The sequence below is a fragment of the Dyadobacter linearis genome, assembly GCF_907165045.1.
Lineage (GTDB): Bacteria > Bacteroidota > Bacteroidia > Cytophagales > Spirosomataceae > Dyadobacter > Dyadobacter linearis.
Window position 1 is genome coordinate 1 of sequence record NZ_CAJRAU010000017.1, and the last position, 13,017, is coordinate 13,017.

Sequence of the window (13,017 nt, forward strand, 5' to 3'; positions counted from 1 at the left end):
GGGGTAAACTAAAGAAAGGGAGAAAAACCGTCACGACTTCCGCGTGCGGTTTTTCTCCTGGTATAGTACGGTACGTTCAATTGTCAGCCAACACACAACCCAAAATATTTGACAAATGAATTCAATTTGGTTGTCGCAAATCCTACATCAACGAAATTGCAAGATCATTTCATTTTCATATCCTTATGCTCGTTTTTCATTTGAAGGCAATGTAGCGCACAGGCACCGTACTGCTTGTAATTTTCATGAACCAAAAGAACTGTGTTGCCATTTTTGTCTTTGACTTCACAAGTTCCATTCATAGGATTAGATACCGTTAAGCTATCAGCGGCCCCGCTTTGGACATGGTAAAGGTATGTGCCATTTTTTGCGGCTTTACCTATGGACTTACCGGTGGCGGCATCAACGGCATTTCCCTGATCATCGATGTGGGCAATTTTCACTCCGGCAGCATCTTTGATAGTTCCATCACTGGTAACCCAGCCAATATGCTTTCCTTTCGCATCAGTAACCTTACCCTGGGCATCAATAGCGGGTATTGGCTGTTTGTAGTTTTGGGAATATACATTTCCAACCGCAAATACAAGAAATGCTATGAGGAAGATAAATTGGTGCATTTTCATTTGACTACCGGTTTTTATAATTTATCAAATTTACCTTCAATAGCGCTGAGCAAACATGATAAGGGTCACATATCCAGGTGCTTGTAATCAGGTAAACCGAGTTTGTTTCAGGTGGCCATTGAAAAAGGGTAACCAAAATGATTACCCTTCGATTGTGTTAACCCAGGATGGTCAATTAAACTGGGGTTGCCATTTGTTCACATATTTTGGCGCAATGACGGCAAGCTTCTGCACACTGGCGGCAGTGATCCATACCCATTTCCGCATGTTTTTCACATTCATCGGCACACGCATTGCATGCGTCCGCACAAACCCGGCATAAGTGCGCGCTGAAACTGCTGCCAAGGCTCATCACTTCGGCCGCACTTCGGCAGATCGCCGCGCACTCTAAATCAAGCTGGATGCACTTTGCCATATGCCCTACGTGCTCTTCTTTCAAACATTCTGTTGCACAGTGGCTGCAAGCGATAGCGCATGCCACACAAGCATCGATACATTCTTTAAATTGTTGATGTGCCATAAAATTTAAGGTTTAATTGGTGGTTAATTATTTCTGTTAGCCAGTAGCCAGGTCTGGAAATCAGCTACTTCCTTATTCTGTTCTTCAATGATCATGGAAGACATTTCTTTCAAGCCAGCATCCTTACCCATTACTAAGTGCATCTGTGCCATTTCCGTAGCACTCTTATGGTGCTCGATCATCAAGGTGGCAAAGTCCTGGTCTATGTTCCCATTTATAATTTGAAGGTCAGATTGCTTGCCCATTCGGTCCATCCCGTCCATCATTTTCATATGGAATTCCATGTTCATGGTAGTAGGCTTAGCATTGGCAAGGAAAGAATCAAATTCTGCTATTTCTTTCTGCTGGGCATCAATGATCGCCTGGGCTTTAGCCTTCATTTCGCTACTAGTTCCGGACTTCAATTCCAGCTCTGCCATGTCAATAGCACCCATGTGGTGCATTCTCATCATACTTGCATAATCGATATCAGGATCCTGTGTCACTTTCATGGTATGCATTTCATCCATCATCTCATGCATAAGTGTCATCATTTGATTTTCATCATGGGCTTGAATGGAGATTTGATTGTTGTCGTCGTCATCCGAGCAGGCGGTTGAAAAGGCTATCAATGCAGCGAGTCCTAAAATTTTGTACGTTGCTTTCATGTGTTTGTTTATTTAAATAAGTGGTTTATTTTGCTGAAATTCAGTGGGATGCATTTGAAATATTTATGCCATTATGTGTTAAAATTTCCTTAATTAACTTTAAGCAGTTTTGCATTAATAGCAACCACAATCGTGGATGCGCTCATCAGGACTGCCCCCATTGCCGGGCTTAACATAAAGGAAGGGTACAAAACACCGGCGGCCAGTGGTATAGCTATTACATTGTAGCCAATTGCCCAAGCCAAGTTTTGCACCATTTTTCTGTAAGTAGCCCTGCCAAATATGATCATTTGCACTACATCCATCGGGTCACTATTTACCAGGATAATATCGGCTGTTTCGGCTGCTACGTCAGTTCCGGAGCCAACGGCAATACCCACGTCTGCTTGCGCAAGCGCGGGCGCATCATTGACCCCGTCACCTGTCATTGCTACAATCTCTCCTTTGTCTTGAAACTCCTTGACCTTATCCTGCTTCTGATGCGGCAGCACACCCGCCAGGTAACCGTCCATGTCCAGTTTTTTGCAGACCGCTTCTGCAATCTTGGCATTGTCCCCGGTCAAAAGGAACGATTTGATGTTCATTTTTTTGAGTTCAGCGATTGCCTGGGCTGCATTCTCCCGAATGGTATCGGCAAAAGTGATCAAGCCAACCAGCTTTCCATCGATCAGGATAAAGTTTACCGTGTCAGTGGCCTGGTCTACCTGGTCGGGAATGGCAGGCACCGGTTTATTTTCCTGTGTGAAATAATTAGGTCCGGCAGCTACTATTTTCTTGCCATCCACAGTACCTGTTACCCCAATGCCTTGCATATAATTGAAATCGGTGGACTTGTAAAGCTGCAATCCTTTTTCTTTCAATTTCCTGATTACGCCGTGGGCAATATGGTGCTCGGAGTTTTGTTGTACAGCCGCTGCATACTGTAAAATCTGGTCTGCTGACAGCTGCTCGTCAATGGGTATTATCTGTTGGACTTCATGAGAGCCTTTGGTAAGTGTGCCGGTTTTATCGAAAATGATTGTAGTCAGTTTTCGCGCATTCTCAAAGGCAGTGCGGTTGCGGATCAACAGCCCATGCGTTGCAGAAATGGTTGTCGAAATGGCAATAACCAAAGGGATAGCGACCCCCAAGGCATGCGGACAAGATGTTACCATAACGGTAACCATTCTTTCTAAGGCAAATGCCAGGCTTTGACCACCAGTGTACCAGATGATGAAAGTCGCAACCCCAACTGTAATGGAAACAATGGTTAGCCATCCGGCTACCTTATCTGCCAGGTTTTGGGTACTGGATTTAGCACCCTGGGCAGTCTTGACCATGTTGATGACCTTTTGCAGGTAGCTGTCATTGCCCGCCCCGGTAACCTTGACTTTGAGGACACCATCACCGTTGATAGCACCGGCAATAACCTTATCGTCTTTCTGCTTTTGAACTGGCACACTTTCGCCAGTGAGCATGCTTTCGTTCACATAAGAACGTCCATCTGTGACCAATCCGTCGGCAGGCACCTTTTCACCTGGCTTGACAAGTAACAAATCCCCTGTGCGAAGGTCTTTTAAAGGTATATCGGTTACCTGATTGTCCTTTTCTACATGAACCACTGATGGAAGTAAAGCAACCAGGGATTCCAGGGCTTTTGAGGCGGCCATCTGCGATTTCATTTCTAGCCAATGCCCAATGAGCATAATATCAATCAGGGTAGCAAGCTCCCAAAAGAAGTCCATCCCTTCCAGCCCAAAAACCACGGCCACGCTATATACATACGCAGTAGTAATCGCAACCGCCACCAGGGTCATCATACCCAGGGTTTTGCTTTTCAGCTCCCGGACAAGGCCCGTCAGAAACGGCCAGCCCCCATAGAAGTATATGATCGTGCTTAGTGCCAAAAGCATATATTGATCACCTGGGAAGGTCCAGTTAAAACCAATCCATTGCTGGATCATATGGGATAGCAAAAGGATTGGCAAAGTAATGACCATGCAAATCCAGAAGCGCTTTAAAAAATCCTCGGTATGGTGGCCTGCGTGTTTGTCATGGCTACTGTCTTCATCGGTGTGCCCGCCGTGACCATGATGCTCATGTTCAACTCCTTTCATTCCGTGCACGGCTTCGGGCTGCTTTTCCGGATGATGCCCGTGGTGGTGGTGATTTTCCATTTGTCACTGTTTATGTGGTACTAAGTAAACTGAGATCTATTGGCTAGTAATTCAAGGTCAGCCCGACACCAAAACCCATGTCGCTGTCATAATGGGCTGTGGCACCTACATACCTGGTAAAGATATACCGAAGGGCGGCCATGTACTCCTTGTCCGTATTGACCATCAGGTTCATCCGCAGACGTTTGGAAACTGGTATATCCATCCGTTCCAATTGAAAACGCAGGTTACCATCGGTGAATATTTCAGCTTGCGCCGTAACCAGCATGGGCAACATGTAGTTTACTCCCGCGCTAAACACGGATCTCTGATCCTTGGTGTTTCGCTGGCCAAAAAGATTGCTTTCTACTTCATCCATCCCCATTTTTCGGTACCGCCAGTCAAAGCCAATAAATGGCATCAGCCATTGCATTTTCCCAATGTAACGCCCCAAGTGTGTTTCGACTTCATAACCGTGGTGGTCGTGGTAGCCCAGTCGCCACTCACTGCCAATACTCCACCGTGTATTTTGTATCATCGCTTCACCATCGTTGCCGTTGGTGGCAATATCGTTTTCGGCCATGAAATGAAACTCCCGGTCATCGGCAAACAGTTTGCGTTGTGCTAACCGGGGGTTAGGGATCTCAGGATTTGCCGGGGAATTCTCATAGGAGAAAACTGCGCCCATGCCGCTCATCATATGGTAAAGGATATGGCAATGAAAAAACCAGTCACCACTTTCAGTTGCAGCAAATTCAAGTGTGTCAGTTTCCATGGGCATGATGTCAATGATGTTTTTCAGAGGTGCATTCACTCCCTTTCCATTGAGTACCCGGAAATCGTGGCCATGAAGGTGCATTGGGTGCCGCATCATGGAATTATTGTAAATGACCATGCGGACGTTTTCACCTTTTTTAATCAGGATCTTGTCACGCTCGGAAACCACTTTATTGTCCATGCTCCATACGTACCGGTTCATGTTGCCAGTCAATACAAAACGGAGCTCTTTTACCGGTGCATCCTTAGGTAAAGATGTCTTTTCAGGCGATTGAAGCATGGCATAATTTAGCGTCGTAATCGTGGACAATGCATTACTGTTGTACATGTTATGACCAGCATGTTCGTCCGCTTTTTTGGTATCATCCATTTTCATGTTTCCCATATCCATGGCTTTGCCTGTATCCTTCTTTTTGCTTTTTAAAGCGCCGGTAATTTCCGGGTACATGACCACGTTCATATCCATCTGGTTCAGGCTCATGTTCATGCCCATATCGTCCAGGTCACCATTCATTTTCATCATGCCGTTCATCATCTTCATTCCCTCAAAGTATTTAAGCCTGGGTAGCGGTGATGCCAGTTGTTTTACACCTTCACCCAGGTACAGGGAAGTAGATTTAGTCCGGTCTTCCGATGTTGCAAGGAACTCATAGGCAGTGGGCGCAGATCCGGGTTTAACAGCTGGAATGGTAACAATCACATCATAGGTTTCTGAAACTGCTATGATCAGCCTGTCTACATCTACCGGCTCTACATCGTTTCCATCGTTAGCTACAACAGTCATTTTGCCGCCGGCAAAGGTAAGCCAGAAATAGGTTGAAGCCCCGCCATTTGAAATCCTTAGACGGACTTTATCACCTGGCTTGAACTGGCAAAGCTGGTTTTCATTTTTTCCGTTAATAAGGAAGCGGTCATAATACACGTCGCTTACATCCATCGCTGTCATGCGCTTCCATTCGTTTCCAACCTTTGTCTTAAAATACCCCTGACTGATCGCCTCCGAATAGCTTTGGGTTGCGCCCTTTTTTATGGCAAACCAATCACTTGCGTTGTGAAGCATCCTGTGGACGTTTTTAGGCTTCATATCAGTCCACTCACTCAATATGACTGGAACAGTAGGAATGGTTGGTTCCTTTTTCTTGTTCAGGATCATCGATCCATACATGCCTATCTGCTCTTGCAGCTCAGTATGGCTATGGTACCAGTGCGTGCCATTCTGAATAATGGGGAACCGGTATAAGTGCGTTGTGTGAGGTTTAATCGGCATTTGGGTCAGATTAGGAACCCCATCATATTTGTTGGGCAAGAACAGCCCATGCCAGTGCAGGGATGTTTCTTCGTTGAGCTCATTGTGTACGTAAATTTCGGCAGTATCCCCTTCTGTAAACGTTAAAGTAGGCATCGGGATTTGTCCGTTTACTGCAATGGCCCGCTTAGGCGTCCCGGTAAAATTTACAGTTGTATCTTTAACGTATAGATCATACCGTACTATTTTTTGACTGTAAACCTGCCCAGAAATAGAAACAATGATTGCCAGCGCAGCAAGAGCTTTAAATATTGGGATTTTAAGAAAATCCATCATGTGTTATTATTTAAATAAAGAAGTGAATGCTGTCCTAAGCTGGCCATAGCCGTGTTGCGAAAGCTTATGGTAATACGCTCAGGACAGCTGTTACTATTTGAGTGTTTCAGTGGTTTTGCCGCAGTTCAACATTTGAGCGCCATAATAAGGGTTTTTAATTGCTGATACCTGGCTTAGCCAGTTAGCACCTTTTCCCTCTTTGGCCATTGGGCAATGCTGATAATAAACCGCTTGAGAAGGTTTTGCCGACTTGATGAGCTTATACATATTTTCGGAAAGGGAAGAGAAATGGTCTCTTTGGTGGCCTAGATCTTTGGTTTCTTCAATATGTTCGGCATCGAAATTCAAATCTTTCATGACCTTCATCCAAACCATATGCTGCTCACTTCCCAGCTCGTCCATCTTCACTGCTTTAAGTGCTTTGACAAGGCTGGTTGCTTTCGCAGAAGTCGCATTTCCATCAGAGCTAACCAGGGCATCCTTAACTGCATAGTAAGCATCCAAAACTGGTTTCAGCGGGTCAGCGTCAGCTGACTTGGCCTTATTAATAGTTTCCATTGACCCAGCATCATGCTCATGGCCGGCCATTTTCTTTTGGGCCACAACTTCATTTTTTCCAATGCGCTCGTAGCGGCAGCATTCCTCCAGTTTGGCATACGCATCATCGGGTGCCAGATAGCTTTTGTTATCGTAACCGGCCAATGCAATTTTTTTCAGGATTGCGTCCAGAGAGGTCTTTTTACTATCGTAAGTGACTGCGGCAACCTTCGTTTCCTTATCCCAGTTTGCTTTGGAGATATTTTTCTCAAATGCCGCGGCTTCAATGCCTTCCTTGCACTGAGAGCATGATCCGGCAATTGTTACATTCTCGGTAGTGACATTTTTGATATCTGCATAGGATAAGAAAGTAGACAGCAATAGCAATGTTGCCATCAATATTTTAATTGATTTCATCAGAATGGAATTTTGGATTTTAAATAAGTTTTTGTCCGAAGAGAAAAGAGCTCCGGAAGGGCGTACCTGTGGCTACAGGGAACTTATCAACCTATATTAGGAGGCATCCACAGTGAAAGATACACTGGCTTTGGGGAAGTTTCCTGGAAGAACCAAGAGGTGGAATTGTCAACAACAGCAACGGTTTTTTGGATTAACCCTGTCGGCTGGATCTTTAATGCAAAAACAGGAAGAGAATGGGCGCAATCACAGCCAGATTCATTACAACTATGGCTACATTTCTTATTACTATCCCCAGATCTATGGTTTCGATGCCTGGCGCAGCAGGCCTTTTTATGGGAAGCCACATGCTTTACTTCTCTTTTGATTGGAACGTGCTTGCTGCCACATGCATGACTCACTCCCGCTGGCACCAGCAGGCAAATCATTAGTAGCAGTAAAAAAACACAACCTCTCATATTAAAACATACGGTTTATTGCAATACAAAGATTGCCTTTTGTTCCAGGTTATTTCTACACAATTACTATGCCACGTTGCATAATTTTGGGATCCCAACATTTCAAAGGTAAATTGTGAGGTTAAAGACTTTTAAAAGCGTGCATAACCTTTTTAATTAAGCTATATGATGTTGTTAAAATTTTTAACCGCTGCTTTTACTTGCTTTATTTTCTTGGCAAGCTATCCTGATAGTACTTTTGAATCCGAACAAAAACTGGCCGCAGGTAGCCAGCCGGAAATAAGTGTTGACCGGGAAGGTATTATACACATCGTGTACGGTGTCAAGAATGCCAATGAACGTGACTTATACTATACATTTTCCGGTGACGGTGGCAAATCGTATTCCAAACCTGCGCTGTTAGGCAACTTTTCGCAGATGGGTCTTGGGATGGGAAGGGGGCCGCAACTTACCACAACAAAGGATTACAAGGTAGTCACAGTCGGTGATCATCATGGAAATTTGTATGCAATGCGGTCTTTGAATGCAACAAATCAATGGTCTAAGCCTGTACGTGTTAATGACACGGATACTACTGCCAAAGAAGCATTGTCTGGGATTAGCGCTGGCAATGCTAACCTGGTCTATACCGCCTGGCTTGATACCCGGCTTGGGAATAATAATCTATTTGGCGCGCTCTCTCAGGATGGCGGGCTGACCTGGGGAAAGAACCAATTGATTTACAAAGGAGAACAAAAGGGGATCTGTGACTGCTGCAAGCCGTCAGTTTACATCAGTCAAACAGGGCAAATTTCTGTCATGTTCCGAAACAAACTGGATGGTGCCCGTAATATGTATCTGATTTCTTCAACAGACAAGGGAGAACATTTTGGGAAAGCTCAAAAACAAGGTACCGGAGATTATATGATCAATGCATGCCCGATGGATGGCGGAGATTTGACGGTTAATTTAAGAGGTGAAGCTTCCACAGTCTGGCGTCGCCAAATGGAAGTTTATCTTGCGCAGCCTGGCAAGACTGAAATGAAATTAGGCAGTGGCCGGACACCTGTAATACTTCAAACAGCCAAGGGCAATGCTATTGCCTGGCAGCAGGAAAATTCCATACAATTTAGAAGCCCGGATGGTTTAAAGACGTCATCATTAGGCAATGGCCAATATCCTAAGCTTGCACTGGCGAAAGATCAAAAAACAGCGATTTGCACTTTTGAGCGAGAGGGGCACATTATAGTAACATCGGTTACTTTGTAATGCATTGGCAATACAACCTTCAGTCACTTTGCCGGCTCGTTTTTTGCTGCCGCCGCTACCTGATCTTAATATTCCCGAATTTAAGAAAAGCGTATTAGCCCGGAGTGTAAGCCGACTATTGTAGATTACAAAAATTCGGGTTTTACCTTTTGCTGCTAATCGTGACTCCACGATGTCTTAGATATTTATACAATGTCATTTTAGAGATTTTCAAATCCGCTGCAATTTCATTTACTCCCAACTTACGTTCATTATATAATGTTTGGGCGAGCATAGCGGTTTTTTCTGCTTCTTTGGAAAGCCCCCGGCTACGTCCGCCTTTCCGACCACGTGCGCGGGCCGCATCCAAACCGGATTTAGTCCTTTCCCTGATAAGATCTCTTTCAAATTCGGCCAGTGAAGCAAAAATATTAAAGATCAACCTGCCCTGAGCGGTGGTTGTATCAATATGGTCATTGATTGATACCATGCCAATCCCGCGCTTTTCAAAATCAGATGTTATTTCAAGCAAATGTTTTAAAGATCGGCCTAACCGGTCCAGCTTGTAAATGTAAATCACATCCCCTTCACGAAGGATCTGCTGCATGGCAGCAAGCTGTGGTCTGTCTGATTTTATTCCGGAAGCCTTTTCCTGAAATATTTTTTCGCAACCTGCCTTTTGCAGTGCATCAAGCTGCATTTCTAAATTTTGATCCTGAGTGGACACCCGGGCGTAGCCTACTTTCACTTTTGTATACTTTATTGCATCTATGGATATAAATTTAATATACTTTGATTGGTATACAAGTTTATTTTACTAATTTGATAAAATATGACCGGTATTCTGGTAGTTTTTTAAGCTCTAAAATGCTCACCTGGTTTGTACATTCTGAGCAGCGTTTTTTTGTACAACAAAATCTCCTCATGCCAAGAAAAGAATACCTGACCTCAGAAGCTCGGCAACGATTTGACAATCCACCTGTTTTGAGTGTTGACCAGAAAATGATTTTCTTAGAGGCGCCCCAGTGGGCAGCTGATTATGTCAAGACTTTGCAAACGCCATCAAATAAAGTTGGCTTTCTTTTACAGGTCGGATACTTCCGGGTAGTCAGTCGGTTTTTTGCATCAAACCGTTTCCATCAAAGTGATGTGGATTATGTTGCGGAGAGGATTTCGGTTGATGTCAACGCAGTACTGATGACCAGTTACGAAGGACGGACTTCACTCAGGCACCGGGAGGACATTCTTTTATATTTTGGTTTTGCCGCCTTTGAAAAACCTTCAATTGAAGCGTTGACCGAAGAAACACAGCGACTGGCCCAGGTACAGACCAGACCATACTTAATATTTGAAGGTATGGTCGGCTTTCTCCAGGCACATCGTATTGAAATCCCTACCTACCAAAGCTTGAAAACAATCTTGGATAAAGCTCTTGTCAGTTTCGAGCAGAATCTCGAGTCCATTTTAAGTAAGTATTTAACAGCGGCTGACATTTTACTTTTAGACCAGCTTCTGGTAGAACACAGTTCTTATCAACAGGACAGCAGAAAGCATTTAAAGGTGAAACGTTATGAGATTACATTTTTTAAACGGGTCTCCCAATCCATGGAAACGAAACAGATCCATGAGCGGGTGACCAACTTTCGAAGTTTAAAGACCATGTATTTGCAGCTGTTACCGGTTGCAAGGCGCTTAAAGCTTTCGGATCCAACCATTCAATTTTATGCCGAATATGTAATCAATAACCAGGTACCGCAGATAGCTACACGCAGCACCAACCGTTATCTGCTTTTGATTTCTTTTATTATTCACCAATACTATATGTTGGGGGATGCACTTATCCTGACCTTAAATAGCGCGGTCACAAACTATGTCAATGGATGTGAGAATTCTGTAAAACAAGAGCTTTATCAAAACAGGATGCAGACCGCACAGCTGGTCAGCAGTGTTGCCCACCGTAGTCATACCCACATTGATGTTCTAGGTGCCATTGAAAAAATCATTGCTAATACGACAATGGAACCATTGGCCAAAGTGGCCTTGATTGAACAGCTTTTTAAAAACAAACGGTTATCTCAAAAACTGTTACAGGAAGACCAGCAGCGTCTTAAATATTTAAGGGAAGTCAACCAAAAGATAAACGACCGGGAAGATTTTTATCAGATGCTTGAAAAAAATTCGTCCAAGTTAAATGGCAAGGTTAGCGATATTGTAAAAGCACTGATCCCAAGTGCCACTTCTTCCGGGAAGGACATCCTTGCAGCGGTCCGGTACTACCAAGAAAAGAATGGAGTTATTCTAACACGGGCGTCGGTACCAACTGATTTTTTAGGAATGGAGCAGCAGCAGCGGGTGTTGACCCCGGAAGGCAAATTACGGACCGGTTTATATAAAGTTTTCCTGTTTCAGGAAATTCGCGATAATATCAAGTCTGGGGCACTCCCAATTGATTCATCCTATGATTACCGCAGTTTTGACGAGTATGAAATACCACCGGCGGTTTGGAATAAAGAAAAGGAAAAGCTGATTGAACAAGCCGGCTTGACAGCTTTTACCGATTCACGAAAAACCCTGGTTAAATTAAATGAAAGGTTGAATGCCCAGATTAAATTAACCAATGAGCATATAGAAGCAGGCAGTAACAAACAGGTATACTTCGACCCCACCGGTGACTGGCACCTGATGAAAGATAAGCGTTTGGAAGAAGTCACAGATTTGGAACCGCTCTATCCCCAAGAATATGTCATTCCACTAATTGAAGTTCTCTCAACCGTCCAAAACGCAACCGGCTTTATTTCTTCCCTTATCCATGGAGGAATTGATCATATCCCCAAACGTCCGGATGAGAATTTGTTCTTTGCGGCAATTCTTGGGTTTGGGTGCAATATCGGGATCCGAAAATTCTCGTTCATGTCAAAAGGCATCCGGACTAGTTCACTGGAAACAACGGCACTCCAATATTTTTCACCAGAGACTATAATGCAGGCAAATGACAAGGTACTTGCATTTAGCAATGGCCTACCACTTACCCGGCATTATAGAAAAGATGTAGACTTTGTTCATACTTCCAGTGACGGCCAGAAGTTTGATGTTTCCGTTGCGTCGCTGGTTGCTTCTCCGTCATTTAAATACTTTGGTAATGGCAGGGGTGTTACCATGTATTCCTTTCTGGATGAAGCTGGACAGTTATTTTACTCGACAGTATTCAGTGCAGCAGAACCCGAATCACATTATGTTTTGGATGGCCTGACGCACAATGAAGTGATCATTCCAAATGCACATTCAACGGACACACATGGTTTTAGCGAACCCGTATTTGCCGTAACCGGCCTCTTAGGCATTGAATTCCGTCCCAGGTTTGCAAGGTTTCATCATCAGCAGCTTTATTCCATTGACGAAGCACGGACTTATCGTGAGCAAAATTATAAGATTGTGCCGGGTCTCAAAATAAACCTTGTCCATTTGGAAAATCATTGGGATGAAATTCTACGACTTGTTTGTACCATCAAGCTTGGTTATGCCAAAGCGTCCACATTGTTCAGACGTTTAAACTCGTATTCTAAACAACACCCGCTTTACAAGGCCCTCAAAGATCTGGGAAGACTCTATAAAACCGCTTACGTATACCAATATATGGATGATGAGTTAATCCGTAAGTCAGTGTCCGGATCGCTTTCTAAAATCGAAAGCAGCAATAATTTTTCCAAGGCCATCACCGTAGGCAATAACCAGGAATTGATCTGGGCCACCCGGAAAGAACAATTAACAGCAGAAGGTTGTAAAAGGCTGATTGCAAATGCGGTAAACACTTATAATTTGTTGTTATTATCCGAAAAACTGGTAGCAGCTGAGTCCGAACAGGACAGGCAGATCCTGTTGAAAAAAATTCTTGCAACTTCTACCCACAGCTGGGCACATATTAACCTGGTGGGAGAATATGACTTTTCTGATGGTAAAGATTATAAAATGTTTGATTTGGGCTCGATTATGGATTTGAACCTAACGCCTTAGAATTCAATATTCCGGACTTATGCCAAGTAAAAATGCTACACGAAAGTCGTGACGGTTTTTCTCCCTTTCTTTAGTTTACCCCA

At 43.9% G+C, this 13,017-nt stretch carries 9 protein-coding genes; 2 read left to right on the forward strand and 7 right to left on the reverse strand.

Going from position 1 to position 13,017, the window contains the following annotated elements; translation table 11 throughout:
* Window positions 1–164 precede the first annotated feature (164 nt).
* The 6 genes from KOD92_RS27220 to KOD92_RS27245 form a co-directional block, all read right to left on the reverse strand.
* Window positions 165–623: a 5-fold beta-flower protein gene (locus KOD92_RS27220; protein ID WP_215236769.1), complete on the reverse strand. Its 459-nt coding sequence runs from the start codon at window positions 621–623 to the stop codon at window positions 165–167.
* A gap of 175 nt (window positions 624–798) precedes the next feature.
* Window positions 799–1,143, reverse strand: a complete 345-nt coding sequence (locus KOD92_RS27590; protein WP_215236770.1) for a four-helix bundle copper-binding protein — start codon at window positions 1,141–1,143, stop codon at window positions 799–801.
* A 23-nt stretch (window positions 1,144–1,166) separates the two neighbouring features.
* Complete coding sequence (locus KOD92_RS27230) at window positions 1,167–1,790, reverse strand: DUF305 domain-containing protein (RefSeq protein ID WP_215236771.1); 624 nt, start codon at window positions 1,788–1,790, stop codon at window positions 1,167–1,169.
* Between the two features lie 89 nt (window positions 1,791–1,879).
* Window positions 1,880–3,946 carry a heavy metal translocating P-type ATPase gene (locus KOD92_RS27235; RefSeq protein ID WP_215236772.1) on the reverse strand — a complete coding sequence of 689 codons (2,067 nt, stop codon included), beginning with the start codon at window positions 3,944–3,946 and terminating at the stop codon, window positions 1,880–1,882.
* A gap of 43 nt (window positions 3,947–3,989) precedes the next feature.
* Window positions 3,990–6,284 carry a multicopper oxidase domain-containing protein gene (locus tag KOD92_RS27240; protein ID WP_215236773.1) on the reverse strand — a complete coding sequence of 765 codons (2,295 nt, stop codon included), beginning with the start codon at window positions 6,282–6,284 and terminating at the stop codon, window positions 3,990–3,992.
* Window positions 6,285–6,377: 93 nt separating this feature from the next.
* Complete coding sequence (locus tag KOD92_RS27245) at window positions 6,378–7,238, reverse strand: DUF3347 domain-containing protein (protein ID WP_215236774.1); 861 nt, start codon at window positions 7,236–7,238, stop codon at window positions 6,378–6,380.
* A gap of 623 nt (window positions 7,239–7,861) precedes the next feature.
* On the opposite strand from KOD92_RS27245, the gene KOD92_RS27250 reads away from it, so the two are divergent.
* Window positions 7,862–8,944, forward strand: coding sequence for an exo-alpha-sialidase (locus KOD92_RS27250; RefSeq protein ID WP_215236775.1), 1,083 nt, complete (start codon window positions 7,862–7,864; stop codon window positions 8,942–8,944).
* A 142-nt stretch (window positions 8,945–9,086) separates the two neighbouring features.
* Here KOD92_RS27250 and KOD92_RS27255 read toward each other — a convergent pair whose 3' ends face one another.
* Window positions 9,087–9,671 carry a recombinase family protein gene (locus tag KOD92_RS27255; protein WP_215236776.1) on the reverse strand — a complete coding sequence of 195 codons (585 nt, stop codon included), beginning with the start codon at window positions 9,669–9,671 and terminating at the stop codon, window positions 9,087–9,089.
* Window positions 9,672–9,715: 44 nt separating this feature from the next.
* On the opposite strand from KOD92_RS27255, the gene KOD92_RS27260 reads away from it, so the two are divergent.
* Entirely contained in the window at window positions 9,716–12,934 is a 3,219-nt protein-coding gene (locus KOD92_RS27260; RefSeq protein ID WP_215236777.1) for a Tn3 family transposase, read from the forward strand.
* The last annotated feature ends 83 nt before the right edge of the window (window positions 12,935–13,017 follow it).